Annotated in this window: 20 protein-coding genes; 19 read left to right on the top strand and 1 reads right to left on the bottom strand. The window is 36.1% G+C overall.

Going from position 1 to position 17819, the window contains the following annotated elements; genetic code table 11:
- Positions 1–8 precede the first annotated feature (8 nt).
- The 3 genes from SJY24_RS18965 (at position 9) to SJY24_RS18955 (ending at position 1740) form a co-directional block, all read left to right on the top strand.
- Positions 9–491 carry an ArpU family phage packaging/lysis transcriptional regulator gene (locus tag SJY24_RS18965; RefSeq protein ID WP_098388283.1) on the top strand — a complete coding sequence of 161 codons (483 nt, stop codon included), beginning with the start codon at positions 9–11 and terminating at the stop codon, positions 489–491.
- Positions 491–1033, top strand: coding sequence for a site-specific integrase (locus tag SJY24_RS18960; RefSeq protein WP_002088115.1), 543 nt, complete (start codon positions 491–493; stop codon positions 1031–1033). Before SJY24_RS18965 ends, SJY24_RS18960 begins: the two co-directional genes overlap by 1 nt.
- A 473-nt stretch (positions 1034–1506) precedes the next feature.
- A complete protein-coding gene (locus SJY24_RS18955) occupies positions 1507–1740 on the top strand; it encodes a hemolysin XhlA family protein (RefSeq protein WP_088009816.1) in 234 nt (77 codons plus the stop codon).
- 365 nt (positions 1741–2105) lie between these two features.
- Here SJY24_RS18955 and SJY24_RS18950 read toward each other — a convergent pair whose 3' ends face one another.
- Entirely contained in the window at positions 2106–2459 is a 354-nt protein-coding gene (locus SJY24_RS18950; protein WP_088009815.1) for a WGxxGxxG family protein, read from the bottom strand.
- 346 nt (positions 2460–2805) lie between these two features.
- On the opposite strand from SJY24_RS18950, the gene SJY24_RS18945 reads away from it, so the two are divergent.
- The 16 genes from SJY24_RS18945 (at position 2806) to SJY24_RS18870 (ending at position 17784) form a co-directional block, all read left to right on the top strand.
- The gene (locus SJY24_RS18945) at positions 2806–3321 is read left to right on the top strand and encodes a DUF3231 family protein (protein ID WP_088009814.1); all 516 of its coding nucleotides are present in this window, start codon (positions 2806–2808) and stop codon (positions 3319–3321) included.
- Positions 3322–3802: 481 nt separating this feature from the next.
- The gene (locus tag SJY24_RS18940; RefSeq protein ID WP_016079327.1) at positions 3803–4021 is read left to right on the top strand and encodes a hypothetical protein; all 219 of its coding nucleotides are present in this window, start codon (positions 3803–3805) and stop codon (positions 4019–4021) included.
- Between the two features lies 1 nt (position 4022).
- Positions 4023–4265, top strand: coding sequence for a hypothetical protein (locus SJY24_RS18935; protein WP_377865796.1), 243 nt, complete (start codon positions 4023–4025; stop codon positions 4263–4265).
- Positions 4266–4270: 5 nt separating this feature from the next.
- Positions 4271–4684, top strand: coding sequence for an HNH endonuclease (locus tag SJY24_RS18930; protein WP_088009812.1), 414 nt, complete (start codon positions 4271–4273; stop codon positions 4682–4684).
- Positions 4685–4784: 100 nt separating this feature from the next.
- A complete protein-coding gene (locus SJY24_RS18925) occupies positions 4785–5306 on the top strand; it encodes a phage terminase small subunit P27 family (protein ID WP_088009811.1) in 522 nt (173 codons plus the stop codon).
- 8 nt (positions 5307–5314) lie between these two features.
- Positions 5315–7030, top strand: a complete 1716-nt coding sequence (locus SJY24_RS18920) for a terminase large subunit (RefSeq protein WP_088009810.1) — start codon at positions 5315–5317, stop codon at positions 7028–7030.
- Positions 7031–7043: 13 nt separating this feature from the next.
- Positions 7044–8285: a phage portal protein gene (locus SJY24_RS18915; RefSeq protein ID WP_016079332.1), complete on the top strand. Its 1242-nt coding sequence runs from the start codon at positions 7044–7046 to the stop codon at positions 8283–8285.
- Complete coding sequence (locus SJY24_RS18910; protein ID WP_088009809.1) at positions 8266–8958, top strand: head maturation protease, ClpP-related; 693 nt, start codon at positions 8266–8268, stop codon at positions 8956–8958. Before SJY24_RS18915 ends, SJY24_RS18910 begins: the two co-directional genes overlap by 20 nt.
- A gap of 37 nt (positions 8959–8995) precedes the next feature.
- The gene (locus SJY24_RS18905; RefSeq protein ID WP_088009808.1) at positions 8996–10153 is read left to right on the top strand and encodes a phage major capsid protein; all 1158 of its coding nucleotides are present in this window, start codon (positions 8996–8998) and stop codon (positions 10151–10153) included.
- 40 nt (positions 10154–10193) lie between these two features.
- A complete protein-coding gene (locus SJY24_RS18900; protein ID WP_016079335.1) occupies positions 10194–10487 on the top strand; it encodes a head-tail connector protein in 294 nt (97 codons plus the stop codon).
- Positions 10484–10828, top strand: a complete 345-nt coding sequence (locus SJY24_RS18895) for a phage head closure protein (RefSeq protein WP_016079336.1) — start codon at positions 10484–10486, stop codon at positions 10826–10828. The genes SJY24_RS18900 and SJY24_RS18895 overlap by 4 nt, the downstream gene beginning before the upstream one ends.
- Positions 10816–11253, top strand: a complete 438-nt coding sequence (locus SJY24_RS18890) for an HK97-gp10 family putative phage morphogenesis protein (RefSeq protein WP_088009807.1) — start codon at positions 10816–10818, stop codon at positions 11251–11253. Before SJY24_RS18895 ends, SJY24_RS18890 begins: the two co-directional genes overlap by 13 nt.
- The gene (gene gp17 / locus SJY24_RS18885) at positions 11250–11612 is read left to right on the top strand and encodes a tail completion protein gp17 (RefSeq protein WP_016079338.1); all 363 of its coding nucleotides are present in this window, start codon (positions 11250–11252) and stop codon (positions 11610–11612) included. The genes SJY24_RS18890 and gp17 overlap by 4 nt, the downstream gene beginning before the upstream one ends.
- A gap of 12 nt (positions 11613–11624) precedes the next feature.
- Positions 11625–12188 (top strand): major tail protein, encoded by a 564-nt coding sequence (locus tag SJY24_RS18880; protein ID WP_016079339.1) that lies wholly within the window; start codon positions 11625–11627, stop codon positions 12186–12188.
- Positions 12189–12248: 60 nt separating this feature from the next.
- Positions 12249–12605 carry a phage tail assembly chaperone G gene (gene gpG / locus SJY24_RS18875; RefSeq protein ID WP_016079340.1) on the top strand — a complete coding sequence of 119 codons (357 nt, stop codon included), beginning with the start codon at positions 12249–12251 and terminating at the stop codon, positions 12603–12605.
- Positions 12606–12786: 181 nt separating this feature from the next.
- The gene (locus SJY24_RS18870; RefSeq protein ID WP_377865795.1) at positions 12787–17784 is read left to right on the top strand and encodes a phage tail tape measure protein; all 4998 of its coding nucleotides are present in this window, start codon (positions 12787–12789) and stop codon (positions 17782–17784) included.
- Positions 17785–17819 lie beyond the last annotated feature (35 nt).

The following is a 17819-nucleotide window of genomic DNA, read 5'->3' as shown; positions in this document are numbered from 1 at the left end:
GGTCTTACATGACTAAACAATTATCTTTCTTACCAAAAATCGATAGAACAGCAACACAAGAGAAACTAGAAGGTGTTCTCGAAAGTGTACGTATATATAGACAGTTTGGAATGATTCGTAAAGAAATGAAAATCACTCCTTCTTATGAAGTTAGGTATCATGGTCCTACATACGATGTTGGAAAGCCGTTAGAAGATGTTGCTATGGAGAATATACAGCAAAGTGAACGAGAAGAATGGCTTGAGAAAATGTCTTTTCGTATTGACCAGGCATTAAATCGTTTTGGAAATGGAACGGCAGGAAAGAATCAAAGAGACATCATCATTAAGCGTTATTTAGAAGATGAAGATGTATGTGATTATATGATTTATAACGAAATCGGGATGAGCGAGCGTACTTATCGACGTGTTAAAGCTAGAGCTTTCTATAAGCTTGCTTTTGCTCTTAGATTGGAAATATACGAGACTGAACAACCTGGAGGTGATGAATAATGAACTTTGTTCAACCTATTCGTGATCCAGAACAAATACAACAAATTAAGGAATATCTAAAAGAAAAGAGTGAACGTAATTATATTTTGTTTGTAATGGGAATCAATACAGGTTTACGTATAAGTGATATTTTAAAACTAAAGGTTGGAGATTTAAAAAGTAGTCACATTTCAATGCGTGAAATGAAGACAGGCAAGCAGAAACGTATACAGATTACAGCAGCACTAAAGAGAGAGCTTAGATGGTTCAATGAAAATAGAGAAGATGATGAGTACCTATTACAAAGTAGACAGGGGAAGAATCGTCCGATTGGTCGCAGTATGGCATATAAGATATTAAGTGGAGCTGCAGCAGATTTCGGCCTAGATGAAATAGGGACACATACATTAAGAAAAACGTATGGCTACCATATGTACATGCAAACGAAGAACATAGCATTACTTATGGAGATATTCAATCACTCATCTGAAAAGGTAACACTGCGTTATATAGGAGTAAACCAAGATGCAATGGATAAAGCAATGAGTAGATTTAAAATCTAAGCATTGTTTTTTCTTTTTAATTTATACAGTTACGCATAATTTTCTTACTGTGTAACTCAAAAGAGAAAGTGTTATAAAACTATGAATAGCAAGGGCTGTAGCGTTTGGCTCAGTTACACAGAATATAAGATATGGGTAAGTGAAGAAAAGGCATAAAAAAGGAGCGTAGCTCGTCAAACAGATGTAATGCTCTATTACTTTTAAGTTAAGAAATTCATTGTTTCCGATTAACTGAATCTGTTTTTTTTGATTGTTGTGATTTGAACCATAATATTGCCATAAATCTTTTTTACTTATAAACTTGCCAGAAGTTTAAATATAAAGCATAAAGTCGCCGTGTTTTTTATTAATGTAGCTTGATGGGCAGGTGGTGCAATCCTAATAGATTTGGGACCTCTCTTTGTATCATTATCCTTTAATTATCATATACATATAAGGTGTTGAAATTAAATTTAAAAGGAGAAATATGTTATATGACAAAATTGGAGGAACTAGAAAAAGATTTTAATCAAATGAAACTAGATTTAAAAGCTATACAAAATGATATGAAAAATTTAGAAACAAGAATACTAGTAGCTGAAAAGGATGTTTTAACTATTAATAAACAATTAGATAAAATTAGTGCAAATACTACATGGATTTTACGATTAATCATAAGCGGATTGTTAACAGGAGTACTTGGTGTAGTAGCAAAAACCCTGTTATAGGAAAAAAGGATGTTGGTCAATCAAAACGGATTTAGCGAAGCAAAGAGATTATTTGATTTGATTAACTAGCGTGGGAGCCCTTCAAGGATTGAGGGGCTCAAAGGGGACAGTCCTCCATAGGATACACTCTTTACTGTGGATGTGGTTTACATATATTTTGACAGTCATAGAAATTACCTCCTGTTCTTAACAAGCAATAGGTGAGACAGTCTTGGACAGTATAGGCAAACATTGAGGTTATAGGAGGATCGCCACAAAACGAAAGAACCATAAGCCTGCCCAAGCGGCAAAATTATGGTTCAAATCACAATTGTTATTGATTTTAAAAAATAAATATCTTTTAAAATTAAAGACAATGTTCTACATTAACGTCTTTCTGGATCATTGTCTTTTTTTCTAAGACCAAATAATCCTAGTAGTCCCAATAAACCAAGCCAAGTCCAATTATTACTTTTATTACGATTAGCATTTAAATCATTTGTCGTATTTACATTTCGAGTTCTCACATCATTATTAACTCGATTCATGTTATAGTCATTAACTCGATTCATGTTATAGTCATTAACTCTATTCGTGTTATAGTCATTAACTCGAGTTGTAATATTATTATTGTTAACTCTATTCGTATTATATCCATCGTATTCAGCATGGACGCTTGTACCAAAAACCATAATAGTTAGTAATAGTGCACCTAAAATAGATGAAAGTTTTTTCTTCATGTTTTTCCCTCCTTTCGTATTTAGTAATGTCTCCAGTTCCTTTAGACAATATTCGGTTGAAAATATATAAAACCATTTGAATTGAAATTATGATAAATATCTTTAATTTTTATTATTAAAATTACTTAATAATAATGGATTAAGTTAATTGAAATGAATTTATTCTTTGTAAGAATAAATTTTTGGTGACGGTACATTCTATGAGAGGTAATTACTATATTTGGGTAAGGTGTTCCTTATGAGTTATAAGAACTTATTTTCTTTAATCCAGAGCATGGTTGGGAAAATTTTTTCTATAGTAAGTATTGTTGCTAAAAGTCTAATTTCTTTAAGGAGGAATATTTTTATGGGTATTTTAAGTGGAAATCCACAAAATGAACCAATGCACTACGGAGAAGTCTTTGGGATTTGGAGTTATCTTACAGCGGCACAAGGCGCAATTGCTGGATATCAAGTTCTTATTAACCACACAGGAGACGAGGATTTAAAGAAATTTTTAGAAAACCTTGTAGAGAATGATATCCAATCAGAAGTTGAAGAATTAAAAAATATCTTAAAATTGAATGGTGTTGCATTACCACCAGCACCTCCAGAAAGACCAGTTGCATCTATTGAAACGATTCCTCCTGGTGCACGTATAAATGATGCAGAAATTGCAGCAACGGTTTCGGCAGGTCTTGCAGCAGGTTTGGTAGCATGTAGTCAAGCTATGGGACAATCTCTTCGAGAAGATGTTGGAATGATGTTTGGTCAATTTCATATGAAAAAAGCACAAGCTGGAGCTATATTACTTCGTTTGAATAAGAAAAAAGGATGGATTATTCCGCCTCCATTACACGTTCTACAATCAGATCAAGCATAATAACTAAATAAAAATTCAATCTATTCTTTATGGCTGTTGCAGTGAGGTCGTTTAGGAAAATAAAGTTTATTAGCGAATTAAAATAAGTGGCAGAGTCATGACCGCTTTTTGGCAGTAAATGTGCCGGTTGTTTTGGAATTAGCATGTTATATTTGTATTGTGAGTAGTGGCGGAAAACAATGCTCACAAGATTCCTGATAACTGAAAATGGATCGTCATAACCGGTGGCGGTGGTTGTAAATTGGATGAACAGTTGTTTCTTGTTTTCACATTCAATTGCAATTCACGTTGTGTAGAAGGAGAAGGGCTTTTGCTCTTCTTCCAGCTACTTAATAATATTGGTGCAGATTAATGGAGCAACATTAGGTGATTGGAAGAAGAATAAAACTTCATTTACCGCAATTGAAGTACAAATAAAAAATTGGTATAAAAGCATCCATTCGGGTGCTTTTTATTTTGGTGAAGACAAGGAGTGAAACAAATGAAATTAATTAAACAAGAACAAGCGGTTGTGATTGCTACATTCTTTTCTATGTTAGGGACAGAAGTTGTAAATGAGCGTATTGATAAAAAGAAATTGGAAAGCGTTCTTCCAATTTTTAATGAGATGGAAGATAATACAACGCCAAAGCAAAGAAGAGAAGCGATGGTTAGTTTGGTAGATAAAACAATAGATGAATTCCTGGAGAATAAGGAGTGAGATGAGGATGAATGAGAAACAACCGTTATTAACAATTATGTTGTCAGATATAGATTCAAATCCAGTTGTGCATTACAAAGGTAAACAGATAGATAGAAAGTTACGGGTTGTATTTGATTGGGCATCGGATACAGATAAGGTTTGCTGCATGAATTACATTCATATTGAGCATGTAGATGTTGACAATAAACGCTGTAATTCTACAGTGATACAACATAACCAGCCTATTGTAATTAAGGATTAGTACCTATGTTACTAAAGATATGTAGGTGTGGTAAGACAGTATCAATGGAACAAGGTATGTGTGAGGCGTGTGCTGTTGTTGCTGAAGAAAGAAGGAAGCAAAGACACAGAGATTATAAGGCGAAGCGAACGGATACGGACAACCAGAAGTTCTATAACTCAAAGCCATGGCGAGTAACTAGAGCAAGGATAAAGGATAGAGACAATGGGTTGTGTCAACTGTGTTGGAGTGAGAACAAGGTTAAGCCAATGAACACAGTGCATCACATTATTCCTTTAGAAGAGAATGATCGATTAGCTTTGGTAAGAAGTAATTTGATTTCGTTGTGTGAGAAATGCCACCAGAAAGTCCACAAGTTATATGAAGATGGTAAAGAAAAGTTTAATACCCAGAAGAAGTTAAGAAGTCTAATAGGGTAGGGGGATATCAAAAACTTTTCAAGGAGGGCGACGAGTCGCCGGGTGGTCTTTTTTTTCGTGAAAACTCCCTAAATGAAAATTTCGGAAAGGAGGTAGGTAGATGGCTAGACCAAGAGAACCTGTTGATTTAGTAGTTCTGAAAGGGAAAAAACATTTAACAAAAGCTGAAATTGAAGAACGGAAAGCGAAGGAAGTTAAAGCACCTCATGATAAAGTCAGAGCACCGACTTACCTTCCGAAAGATTTGAGGAGAGATTTTAAAAAGATATCAGATGAATTGATCAGGATTGAAATTATGTCCAATTTGGATGTTGATGCTTTAGCAAGATTTTTGATAGCAAGGAAAATGTATGTAGAAATTACAAATGCTATGCTTGAACTTAGTCCGTTAGAAGAAGTGGTGGATGTAAAAAAGGATCAGGAAGGTAACATCATATCCGAGAATAGGTATAACATATCTAACGGCGTTTATTCAGACTTACTTATAAATCAAGACAAACTTTTTAAACAATGTAGACAAGCTTCCAGCGATTTAGGTTTAACAATTACATCAAGATGCAGATTAGTAGTCCCAAAACAGACCGAAGAAAAGCCTAAAAATAAATTTAATAAGTTTATGTAGATTGATATATGAATAGGGTTACTCAATATGCTCTGGATGTGTTGGAAGGTCGTGTAATTGCTGGGAATTTAGTTAAACTAGCTTGTCAAAGACATATAAATGATTTAGAAAGACAGGGAACTGAAGAGTTTCCTTTTATTTTTGATGAAGAAAAGGCAAATCTCATTGTTGATTATTCTGAAACGTTAACAATTGCTGAAGGTGACGAGGAATTCCAGTTAGAACTTGCTGATTTCCAGGCTTTTATTTTTGGATCGTTAAATGGCTGGATTCATAAAGATACTGGATATCGTAGATTTCGTACTAGTTATACGCAGCTAGCAAGACAAAACGGTAAATCAATGAAGAACGGTATTCTTGGCACATACTATTCAAATTTTGATGGATATAATTATGCCCAAGTCTACTGTACAGCTACAAAAGCAGATCAGGCTAAAATCGTTTTAAAAGAAATGATAAAATTCATCAATGCCGATGAAGATTTATCAGAGTTGTTTGAGATTAAAGAGTACAAGAATACAATATTAGCATTAAATACAAGCTCTGAGATTAGAGCATTAGGACGAGATACACAATCTATAGATGGATTTCGTCCTTATTTGGGTGTTATTGACGAGTATCATGCTCATAAAGATAACCAAATGTATAAGCTCCTTGAAGGTGGAACGAGTAAGTTAAAGCAATGTCTAATTAGTGTTATTACAACAGCAGGTTTTGATTTGAATTCACCATGTTTTGAGCTGTACGAATACTGTTGTAATGTGTTAAAAGGTGCGTTTGAGGACGAAACGCAATTTGTATATATTGCTCAGATGGATGAAGAAGATGATATTTGGAATCCAGAAAACTGGATAAAGGCAAATCCGCTTGTTTGTAGCACAATTGAAGGAGTTAAAACCCTTCAAACGATGGCTGTAAAAGCAAAAAATATGGGTGGATCAGAATTAAGAAACTTTATGACAAAACACCTTAATATTTGGGTGCAATTTACAGATAGCCAATATATGAACATGGAACATTGGAAGAAATGTGCTTCAGAATTAGATTTAGAGGATTTTAGAGGGAAAGAGTGTTATATAGGTCTTGATTTATCAAGTGGCGGTGATTTAACGAGTTTAGGGGCAATATTCCCGTATTTAAAAGAGGATGTGAAGAATTATTTCATTCACTCACATAGCTTTATCCCTAAAAATCGCGTAGCGGAACATATAAAGACGGATCATGCTCCTTATGATATTTGGATTAGAGATGGATTATTAACCGTTACAGAGACACTGGGTGGCATTAAAACGGATTATAAATATATAATTGCTTATTTAAAACGGATTGTAGAAGAGTATGGACTAATTGTAAATATAATAGCATACGATCCGCACAATGCAGATGCCTTTTTGAATGATCTTGAAGAGCTTGGATATAACAGCATCATGATTGTTCAATCAGCGAAGAATTTAAATGATGCTACAACTGATTTTAGACTAGAAGTTGAGGCGGAAAATATCCAATATAATCGTAAAAATCAATTGTTAACGTGGAGTGTAGCAAACGCTAAAACAGTTTCAAATAGTTTTGGTGAAATTAAGATTGATAAGCATTTAAAAGAGAAAAGAATTGATCCGATTGACGCTATTATTGATGCATATAAGATGGCAATGAAAGGTGAAGCCGGATTAAACTTGAGCCAATATGTTACGGATGAGAATCTTGATAAATTAGGGTGGTAAAGGAGGTGAATATATGTGGAATTGGCTCAACAAAATTAAACCAAAGAAAATCCAAAACTCCGTGGCTTTGGATTCGGAAGAGTTTTTAAAGATGCTAGGAATTGATATTGGAAGTGTAGATAAAAACAAATTAAGTGAGATTACGTATTTTACCTGTTTAAGGCTGTTATCTGAAAGTGTAGGAAAATTACCTTTAAAATTGTATAAGGATACAAATGAAGGGCTTGAAAAGGCGACAGAGCATAATTTGTATGCACTTTTAAAAATGCGACCTAATCCATATATGACATCAAGTACATTCTGGTCCACAGTTGAAGCAAATAAAAATCATCATGGTAATGCATACGTTTATATCAATACCGACAAGGCTCAAGTAAAAGACTTGTGGATTCTTCCAAGTGAACAAGTGCAGGTTTGGATTGATAATGCTGGGATATTCCAAAAAGAAAACGCAATTTGGTATATCTGGGGAGATAATAAATCAGGTAAACAGTATAGATTCCGTTTTGATCAGATTATGCATTTTAAAACATCCCTATCTTTAGATGGGATTTCCGGATTAGCTGTAAAGGATATATTAAAAGTCTCAATTGAGAACATACAAAGTGGAGCTTTATATCTTAGTAATTATTTTTCCAATGGCTTAATGGGGAAAGCAGTTGTGCAATATACTGGTGATTTAGACCAAGAGAAAGCAAAGAAAATGGCGGCAAAGATTGAAGAGTTTAGTAATGGGTTGAAAAATGCAGGGAGAATTGTTCCGCTACCTTTGGGGTTTCAACTCACTCCATTAAATGTAAATATGGCTGATGCTCAATTCTTAGAAATCAATAAGTACACAGCACTTCAGGTTGCTGGAGCATTTGGAATTAAACCGGCACAAGTAAATAACTATGACAAGGGTAACTATGCAAATGTTGAAACGCAGCAGCGTTCATTTTACGTAGATACCCTTTTATATATTTTGAAACATTATGAAGAAGAAATGAGTTATAAACTCCTTCTTACCGATGAATTTCAAAGTGGGTATTGCTTTAAATTTAATGTAAATGGTATTTTACGTGCTGATTTCGCGATACAGATGGAAGGACTATCAAAAGGTGTGAATAATGCCATTTATACACCGAACGAAGCGCGAGAGTTTGTAGACTTGCCACGTAAAAAAGGTGGTGATGAATTAATGTGCAATGGAAATTATGTTCCACTAACTTCAGTTGAGAAAGGAGGTGAGGGAAATGGATTGGCTACAGATTAAAAATCAAACTGAAGATACACCATCCCTTTATTTTTATGGTGATATTGTCTCTTCTTGGTGGGGTGCTTGGGAGGACGAAGATCAATATCCTGAAAATGTAAGAAATATCCTCGATAGTGTGAAAGGAAAAGACTTAAATATCTATATTAACAGTGGCGGCGGATCGGTTTTTGCTGGGATGGCAATTTACAATATGATTAAACGTCATGAGGGTTACAAAACGGTTCACATTGATGGACTTGGCGGTTCGATTGCTTCAGTTATTGCGTTTGCAGGTGATAAATTGATTGTGCCTTCTAATGCGTATCTTATGATTCATAAACCATGGAATAGCACGTATGGAAATGCGAATGATTTTAGGAAAATGGCTGACGATTTAGACACAATTGAAGAAGGGATTATCAATGTTTATAAGGATAATCTAAAAGAAGGCGTAGATATCGAAGGAATACGAGAAATGGTACAAAACGAGACGTGGTTAAATGGTTTTAAAGCTAGTGAGTATTTTAATATTGAGGTAGCAGCAGAAAATACAGCAGTGGCTTGTACAAGCAATCTTTTTAATGAGTACAAGAATACACCAAAAGCTTTTAAAGAACCAAGGAGAAATCCACCGCAAAATAATGACCAGGAAAAAATTAATAAATTGATGAGGGAGCTAGATTTAATCTAACTCTTTTTTTATTTCCCAATTTTAAGGAGGAAGCAAAATGCCAAAAGAATTAAGAGAACTGTTAGCAAAGATTCAGAATAAGAAAGCAGCGGCACGAGAGCTATTAGCTCAAAAAAAGTTGGAAGAAGCAGAACAACTTACAAATGAAATCAAGGATTTACAGAAGGAACTTGATATTGCTTCAGCATTGTATGAAGAAGAAGGAAGTAATATTCCAAACAATCCTATTCCGCAATCATCGGCAAATACAGTGCAACCTACTGATGCGTTTGTTAATGCGATGAAAGCAGCTGTTGGAAAACATAAGTTATCTGATGATGAAAAAGAAGTATTAAATGCAACCACAATGACGGAGGGTATTCCAGCTGATGGCGGTTTAACTGTACCTAAAGATATTCGTACAGCTATCAAAGAGTTGCGCCGCAGTGGTCCAGATGCACTTGAAAATCATGTGAATATTGAACCTGTATCTACGGTAACGGGATCTCGCGTTATTGAGGTAGAGGCGGATTATATCCCATTTGATAATGTGGATGAAGCGGCAGATTTCCCATTGATGGAAGCACCGAAGTTTGAAGATATTCAATATAACGTTAAGAAAAAAGGTGGCATTTTGAAATTTTCTAAGGAGCTGTTTGCAGATACGGCAGAAAATATTCAAGCCTATATTAAAAAATGGACATTTAAAAAGTCAAAGGCTACTCGTAACGCTTTGATTTTAAAAGCACTAGCTGACAATTTTGGAACTACAAAACTAGCGGTTAAGACTGTTGATGATTTAAAAGATATTTATAATGTGAAATTAGATCCAGTAATTGCAACAACATCGAGTGCGTTAATGAATCAGGATGCTTTTAATTATCTTGATAAATTAAAAGATAGTGATGGTAAATACATCCTTCAGCCAAATCCGACAATGCCAACGCAAAAATTATTATTTGGCAAGTATCCAATTATTGTTGTAAGTAATAAAACATTAAAAACGGATACTGTGAAGAAAACAGCACCACTATATTTCGGTGATTTTAAAGAGGCTATTACTATCTTTGATAGAGAGGCGTTATACATTGAATTTTCGGAACAAGCAGGAGATTTATGGGGAAAAGATTTAGTAGGTATGAAAGTGCGTGAGCGTTTAGATGTTAAATCGGTTGATAAAAAAGCTGTTATTGCTGGTGAAATTACATTTGCTTAGTAGTTAGAGGGGCTTTTCCCCTTTTAATAGGAGGGGTTTTATGCTGTTAGACATGAAGTTAACTAAAAAGTGGCTGAGATTAGAAGAAGAGGATACAGAAGAAGATGATATTTTGAATCTTTTAATCGATAATGCTGAGATTTATGTAAAAAAAGCAGTTGGCAAGCATTACAATGCCACTGAAGAAAATCGAAAACAAGCGCAGAAAATTGCTTTGGTTTTAGTCACCAACTGGTACGATAATCGTGATTTATCAGGCCAAGTGGATGAAAAAGTGCGTTACACCATTAAAAGTATGGTGTTACAACTTCAGTTAAGCGAGGAAACAGCATGAATCCAGGAAAAAGAGACAAAAGAATTGTGATTGAACATAAAACCGAAAGAAAAGATGAGGAAGGGAATGCACTCCCGGCAACTTGGGCAGTTTTCTCTAAAGTGTGGGCAAAAGCTGAGACTCCTGTAGGTTCAGGGTTTAATTCTGAGGTTTTCAAGGGAAATGCGGAGTTTGTTATAAAATTAATAAACTTTACGATTCCATATCGGAAAGGTGTTCATTCTGATATGCGTGTGCAATATCGAGGAAAACTTTTTGAAATTAAATCAGTGATTGATATTGATGAAAAACATAAAGATATGTGTTTAATTTGTGAGGAGCAATCCAATTGGCAGAATTAGAGGTCTTCGGTATAGAAGAATGGATTCGTGAATTAGAGAATTTAGGCCAAGATGTACCTAGAATCACAAAAGAAGCATTAAAAGCTGGGGCAGGGGTATTTAAACAGAAGTTAGAGTTTAATTCTCCAGTCGGTCCCGAACCAAACAAGCCAACACAAAAGCAGCCGTGGTGGGATGGAAGACATGCTAAAAATGCTATTGTAGAGGGGAAAGTAGTTAAAAAGGGTGGTTCTTATGTTATTGAAATAGGATGGGATAAAGCAGATCGTTCACCTCACTTCTATATGAAATTTCAAAATTGGGGGACTAGCAAAAAGCCTAATCCACCACACAAAGGATTTGTAGAAAAGACACTGATTCAGGGTGAAAAAGAGGTGTTGAAAGCAATGGAAATAGAATTTATGCGTAGGGTTACAGGAAGATGAGAAATTTTAATAAAGACGTGTTCGATGTACTACGTACAGATGCAGTTATTAAGTCGGAGTTAGGTGGAGAGTTTATCTATCAATTTGTCAAAGGAAATGACAAAACAGATATATGGATTACATTTTCCGAATTAAATAGTTCACCTGGGTTGTATGCGGAAAATAAGGAAGAAACCACTAATGTTATGTATCAAGTAGATATATGGTCAATGTCACCAATCAAAACACAATTAAAAAGTGCAGTTCAGGCAGCTATGAAAAAGCTGTCTTTTCAGCGTATGAGCACATTTCCAGATTATGAACAAGATACAAAAATTTACAGATATGGCTTTCGATTCACAACGGAAGTCATAAATTAGGGAGGAAAAAATATGATTATTGATTTCAGGGATTTACATTATGCAGTTTTAACAGAAACACCAGATGGTAAATTTACTTACACTACACCGAAAAGAATCGGTAAAACAGTTAGTGGTAAAGCTTCACCTAAGGCAGAAGGAGCAACTTTTTATGCAGAAGGTGGACCGGCAGCAACAGCTAGTGCATTCGGTGGTACTGAAATCGAATTAGAAGTTGATAAGTTGTCTTTAACGGTTTATGCGGAATTATTAGGTAAAAAGGTTGTAAAAGGTCAAGTTGTTGATAATACAAGTGATGTTCCTCCTTATGTAGCGTTGTTATATCGTTTGCCATATGACAACGGAAAAAACCTTTATGTATGTTATTACAAAATGAAGTTTGAACTTCCAAGTGACGAGCATAAAACAGCGGAAGACAAACCGACATTCCAAAGCGCGAAAATTAAAGGTAAAGCAATCCAACGTGCCGATGGAAACTGGAGACACCGTTTGGATGAAGAGGAAGTTGGATTTGATGCAACAGTTGCATCGAATTGGTTTAAAGCAGTACCAACTCCGCCTGTAGTAACGCCTTAATAGAATAAGAATAATGGGATGGCGAATGTCATCCCTATTTTAATTTAGGAGGAAAAGTGAATGAAAATTACTTTACAGAATGCAGAAGATCAAAAAGATTATTTTTTACCACAGTTTATTCCGGGTTCAGCAACTTTTGAAGCATCTACACTAGCAGATGAATTACAAGCAGACCTTGTTCCGAAAGAAACCATTGAAAGAGCAGCTAATTTCGTATCACGTGTGTATGGAAACCAGTTTACGGCACAGGAATTTGTTGATGGTACTCATGTATGGTTTTTAAGTCTTACAATTCATTCCATTTGTTTAACGATAATGGGTCGTTTAAATGAAGCGATAAAGGTAATGGAAACGGTAGAAGATGCGAAAAAAAAGTTGATGAAACAGCTAGAGATGAAACCGAAAAGAAAACGATAAAATACAGCGATATTGTAATTGATATTTATAACGTATTAATGGATGCAGGAATGACACAGAATCAAATCAATGAAATGGATATTGCGTTTTACTTTACCTGTTTGGCTAAAAAGCAAAAGGCAAATCGAGTGACATCGGCAAATCAAGCGCCAGCATGGTTGTAAAGGTAGGTGAGAATTGAATGGCACTAGGCGATAATACAATTGGTGGTCGTGTCCGGCTGGATACAGACCAATTTGAAAATGGAATTGCAGGCATTAATCGAAGTCTAAAAAGAATAGATGCTGAGTTTAGAAACACTTCAGAACAGTTGCGTGGCGTCGGTTCTGAGATGGATCAATTAGAGAACAAGACAAATCATTTAAATCAAAAAATTGAAGCGCAAACGCTAAAAATGAAGCACTATGAGCAAGCTTTAAGGACTTCCCAACAAAAACAACAAGAGATGCGTCAAAAATGTGAGCAATTAGCTACATCGATGCAACAATTAGAGCAAGAGATACAGCAAAGTACGCAGGCGTATGGGAAGAATGCTCAAGAAACAAAAGAATTACAAACCCAATATAATCAATTACAGCAAGAATATAAGCAAGGTACACAAGCTTTACAACGATTAACCGCCCAAGTTTCTCGAAATGATACAGCTTTTAATAATGCTTCAGCAGCTTTACATCGCTATCGTAATGAATTAGGTGACACCCAAGAAAGAATGGAACAGTTAGGCAACGTTTCTGGAAGAGTACGAGAGCGTATGAACGAAGTTGGAAACAGTATGCAAGAAACGGGAACTAGAATTAGTCAGGGATTTGGAGCGGCAGCAGTCGGTGTAGCGGCAGGAGTCGGAGCTTTAGTAGTAAATGCAGGCCAATTTGAAGAGGCAAATAAGAAGGTACAGGCTGGTTTAGGGTTAACAAGGGAAGAAAGTTTAAAGGTTAGTGCTGTAGCAAGAGAAGTGTGGCGTGAAGGATATGGTGAAGATTTAGCTAGTGTCAGCGATTCCTTAGTTAAAGTAAAGCGTAATATCAAAGATATTAACGATGATGAAACGTTAAAACAAGTAACTCGTGACAGTGAAATATTAGCTGAAACAATGGAGTCGGATGTAAACGAGGTTACTCGTGGTGCGGCTCAATTAATGGGCCGTTTTGGCTTATCTGGACAACAAGCATTTGATCTATTAGCGCAAGGCTCCGCAAAGGGTCTAAACTACTCCAATGAGTTATTTGATAATTTAAGTGAGTACGGTCCCTTGTTCCATGAGATGGGATTTAGTGCTGATGAAATGTTTACGATTCTGATTAACGGTAGTAAAAATGGTGCTTATAATCTTGACTATGTGAATGATGTAATGAAAGAGTTTGGTATCCGTGTTAAAGATGGTAGTAAGTCCACAACAGAAGCGATGGGCCAAATGAGTAAGGAAACACAAAAGGTTTGGCAAGCAATGTTAGAAGGAAAAGCTACTTCAAAAGATGTCTTCAATGCTGTTTTAAATGAGTTACGAACAACTGATGATCAAATTAAAGTAAATCAGTTAGGCGTTGCACTTTTTGGCGTGAAATGGGAAGATCTCGAAGCTACTACTATGTTATCTCTAAACAATATGGAAACGGGATTAGGAAACTATAGTGGTGCAATGAATAAAATGGTTGACGGTTATGATACGAGTGCAAAACAGTGGAAATCCGTCACTCGTGAATTACAAATTGCATTAGAACCACTTGGTAAGGTAATTTTAGATATTGCTAAACAAGCTATACCAGAACTAAAGGAATCAATTAAAGGGGTAGCAGATTGGTTTAACGGTTTAGACGAAAGTTCTAAAAAGGTATATGGTACAGCATTATTGCTCGCACCGGCAGTATTAGGTGTAGTAAGTGCCTTTGGAATGCTTTCTTTTGGTATCGGTGCAATTATAGCAAATCCAATTGTTGCGACAATTGGTGGTGTTGTAATTGGGTTAGGTGCATTGGGATTTGCTTTTGCTGAAGCGGGTAAAAAAGCGAAACAAGCAGAAGAAGACAGCCAGAAATTTGGCGAGGGTGTAAGTGAAGGTACAAAAAAAGCAATTGAAGGATACGTAAACTTAAAAGAAAAAGCTTTTAAAACATTAGATGAAATCCCCGTACTTACTGGAGATAAAGCAAAAGAAGCTGTACAACGTGCTCATGATGAATTCGGAAAGTTAGCAGATGAAGCAATCCAAGCGATTAATAAAGACAGAGGGAAGCTACAGGCTCACCTAGATAGTTGGTTTGCTGGGGAAACGGATTCAGCAGTGTTACGGGCAAAAGATAAAATTGTGAACGATCAAATGGAAGTGTTCAAGGCCCAGGAAGAAGCAGTTATTAAAGCAAATGAGAAAATTCAGAGCTTACTCACACAATATAATGGACAGATATATAAGATGAGTGCGGCTGATAAGTCGGTATTTCTTTCAGCTTTAAAATCTATTGATACTGAGATAGGAAAAGCAGCTTCAAAAAGTGTAGATGAGATTCAAAAAATAGGTAAGGCAATGGATAATTTCAACAAAAATACTTCTGTTGAGACAATTCAAGGCAAAGTAAAAGATTTAGGATCAGAGTATACAAAATTAACAAATGAATTAGATAAAGCAAGACAAAAAGAAATAGAGTTTGCGAAAAGTAAAATAGCTGATACTAAAGGGCAAGAAATTGCGATAGCACAAATTAACAAAAAATACTCTGAGCAGTCTGTTTTGTTAACAAAAGGATATGAACAACAACTTCAACAAGCGCAAAAAGTGTTAGAATCCAAAGGCGTCGAGATGGATTTAACAACGGGTATCACGAAGGCTGAAACGGAAAAAATTAAAATTCAAGGTCGAGGGTTTGGCGAATACGTAAAGAATTCGGAAATAATCGAGAGCACAAATGAAAATTTATTTAAAAGGCTTCAAGATAGAGCAGCAAAAGAATCTGACTTGCGTAAAAAGAGTGCAGATGAAGTAAAGGCATATGGAGAATCTTTGATTGCTAATTCTAATAGTGTATATGAAAGTTTATTTCAATCAACACGGGAGAAAGCTGTACAAATTGGTAGTGATATCGCTTATGCATTAGAAGATGGTACAAAAGCTGTTAATTTGGGTGAAAAAGGCGTTGTAAAAGTAGAAGAATTTGTGGACGGTATTAAAACAGGTCAATACAAGGTTCAGGATGTAGCGATTGCTCTTATTAACACCATGCGTGTTGAAATGGGAAGTAAACCTTTAACCGCAGAAGGTATTAAAGTCATGACCACATTTGCGGATGGGTTAAAGCAAATGAATGTATCGGATATTGCTACAAAACTAAATCTTGATTTGAAGAAAAATTTAGAGATAGATTTAGGTCCGATTGGTAAGATGACATCCTCACAATTTGTAAATGGTTTGAAAGAAGGCACAGTTGGTATTGACGCTGTGTTTATTTTTTTTCAACAACATTTATCTAAGTTAACAGCAACTGATTTATCTCAAGATGGTACAAAGATTATGTCTACGTTAAAAACAGGCATGGAAATGGGATTCATTAGCGTACAAGATGTATTGCAAAAGCTTGGGGTAAGTATTGAAGACGAAACGAAATACAATCTTGGTCCAAATGGTGAGGTAACAATTGCTTCACTCGTACAAGGGTTACAGACTGGCCAATTCAGTATAGATCAGGCGCTTGAAGTGATTAGACAAATGGTTGTTCAAAAAACAAATGTTGATACAACTCAGCAAGGGGCAAATATTTCACAAACAACAGCAGATGGAATTCGTCAAAATGGCGGACAACCAGTTCAAGCGGCGGGTGAAGTTAAACAAGGAATAGAGCAAACGCTTGGTTCAACGACAGATGGAAACGGCGGAGCAATGTCTACGTTGCTTATGAGACAATTCATGGTCCAAAATAAGCCTAGCATCGTTGGAGAAGCAAGTGGAATAAAACAAGGAGTAGAACAACAACTAGGGAGCACGACAGATAACAACGGTGGCAATAACTCAACCTCAATGATGCGTAGTAATATTGCTAATAATCAAGGTAGTGTAGTTGGAGCGGCTGCTGGTGTGAAATCGGGGGTAGAGGGCACCTTAGGTAGCACAACGGATGGAAATGGGGGATCAGCTTCAACTAACATTATGCAACGTATGATTAGTGGGAATAGAGGTAGTACAGTTGGCGCGGCTTCAAGTGTGAAACAAGGTGTAGAAGGGACACTTGGAAGTGCTACTGATGGTGGTGGCGGTGCAAAATCTGGTAGCGACTTTGCTAGAGGGTTAGGAAATCAAAGCGGCAGTGCACGTTCTAGTGGTGTAAGTGTTGCGGAAAGTGGGAAATCTGGTTTAGGTAGTGTAAGTGCAAATAGCGCGGGTGGAAGTTTCGCACAGGGATTTGCAGATGGAATGTCAAATAAAGGGTCAATTGTATCAAGAGTTGCTTCAGGTCTTGCACAGGGGGCATTTGCTGCGTTGAGAGCCACACTTGATGTAAACTCACCATCTAAGCTTACAAGAGATCAAGGTGGTATGCCATTCGGTGAAGGCTTTGCATTAGGGATTCAAAAGTCAGCTTATATGGCGCAACGAGAAAGCCGTGAAATGGGTACAAAAGCCAATACAGCACTTATAAATGAATTACAACTAAGTAGTAATTCAAATAAAATGAGTTTCGCGGGTACTCGTATGGCACAAGGAATTGCTACTGGAATCAAAAGTAAATACTCTGTGGTGCGTGATGCCTTACAAGATACCGTTTCAAGTGCTATGGATGGTATTCGTTCCATAAGTCCAGAACAATTATTTAGTTTTAAAGGGGATGATCCCCTATCTAAATACTTTAATGCAATCTTTGAAGATCCTGATTGGCAAAATGAATGGGTCACACATCTTCCAGATAGTATGCGTGAAATGGTTTTGAACATAGGGAAGCAGCTAGAGAGATATGAGGGTCTTTCGCAAATGGATACAGGTGGAGTAGGAAAATGGAGAAAAATCCTCTCGGAAGATGCGAGTGCAAATCAATATAGACCAATTACTACACAGGGTAATAAAGAGCAGGTGCAGAGACAGAATGACATTATAATTGAGGTGCCTGTCATTTTAGAAGGGCGAGAGATTGCACGTGGGACTTATAAATACACAACGGAATATCAAAATAGAGAAGTAAGCCGAGACTCAGATTTTTAGGTTTGGGTTTCTTTTCTTTTGGGCAAAAGGAGGGA

Source organism: Bacillus sp. R86525, assembly GCF_042466195.1.
GTDB lineage: Bacteria > Bacillota > Bacilli > Bacillales > Bacillaceae_G > Bacillus_A > Bacillus_A nitratireducens.
This window is presented reverse-complemented; position numbering and strand designations above follow the sequence as displayed.

What these genes read in the sequence shown, in the direction of transcription:
- SJY24_RS18965 (WP_098388283.1), top strand. Translation starts at nt 9, where the DNA reads ATGACTAAACAATTATCTTTCTTACCAAAAATCGATAGAACAGCAACA.
- SJY24_RS18960 (WP_002088115.1), top strand. Translation starts at nt 491, where the DNA reads ATGAACTTTGTTCAACCTATTCGTGATCCAGAACAAATACAACAAATT.
- SJY24_RS18955 (WP_088009816.1), top strand. Translation starts at nt 1,507, where the DNA reads ATGACAAAATTGGAGGAACTAGAAAAAGATTTTAATCAAATGAAACTA.
- SJY24_RS18950 (WP_088009815.1), bottom strand. Translation starts at nt 2,459, where the DNA reads ATGAAGAAAAAACTTTCATCTATTTTAGGTGCACTATTACTAACTATT.
- SJY24_RS18945 (WP_088009814.1), top strand. Translation starts at nt 2,806, where the DNA reads ATGGGTATTTTAAGTGGAAATCCACAAAATGAACCAATGCACTACGGA.
- SJY24_RS18940 (WP_016079327.1), top strand. Translation starts at nt 3,803, where the DNA reads ATGAAATTAATTAAACAAGAACAAGCGGTTGTGATTGCTACATTCTTT.
- SJY24_RS18935 (WP_377865796.1), top strand. Translation starts at nt 4,023, where the DNA reads ATGAGGATGAATGAGAAACAACCGTTATTAACAATTATGTTGTCAGAT.
- SJY24_RS18930 (WP_088009812.1), top strand. Translation starts at nt 4,271, where the DNA reads ATGTTACTAAAGATATGTAGGTGTGGTAAGACAGTATCAATGGAACAA.
- SJY24_RS18925 (WP_088009811.1), top strand. Translation starts at nt 4,785, where the DNA reads ATGGCTAGACCAAGAGAACCTGTTGATTTAGTAGTTCTGAAAGGGAAA.
- SJY24_RS18920 (WP_088009810.1), top strand. Translation starts at nt 5,315, where the DNA reads ATGAATAGGGTTACTCAATATGCTCTGGATGTGTTGGAAGGTCGTGTA.
- SJY24_RS18915 (WP_016079332.1), top strand. Translation starts at nt 7,044, where the DNA reads ATGTGGAATTGGCTCAACAAAATTAAACCAAAGAAAATCCAAAACTCC.
- SJY24_RS18910 (WP_088009809.1), top strand. Translation starts at nt 8,266, where the DNA reads ATGGATTGGCTACAGATTAAAAATCAAACTGAAGATACACCATCCCTT.
- SJY24_RS18905 (WP_088009808.1), top strand. Translation starts at nt 8,996, where the DNA reads ATGCCAAAAGAATTAAGAGAACTGTTAGCAAAGATTCAGAATAAGAAA.
- SJY24_RS18900 (WP_016079335.1), top strand. Translation starts at nt 10,194, where the DNA reads ATGCTGTTAGACATGAAGTTAACTAAAAAGTGGCTGAGATTAGAAGAA.
- SJY24_RS18895 (WP_016079336.1), top strand. Translation starts at nt 10,484, where the DNA reads ATGAATCCAGGAAAAAGAGACAAAAGAATTGTGATTGAACATAAAACC.
- gp17 (WP_016079338.1), top strand. Translation starts at nt 11,250, where the DNA reads ATGAGAAATTTTAATAAAGACGTGTTCGATGTACTACGTACAGATGCA.
- SJY24_RS18880 (WP_016079339.1), top strand. Translation starts at nt 11,625, where the DNA reads ATGATTATTGATTTCAGGGATTTACATTATGCAGTTTTAACAGAAACA.
- gpG (WP_016079340.1), top strand. Translation starts at nt 12,249, where the DNA reads ATGAAAATTACTTTACAGAATGCAGAAGATCAAAAAGATTATTTTTTA.
- SJY24_RS18870 (WP_377865795.1), top strand. Translation starts at nt 12,787, where the DNA reads ATGGCACTAGGCGATAATACAATTGGTGGTCGTGTCCGGCTGGATACA.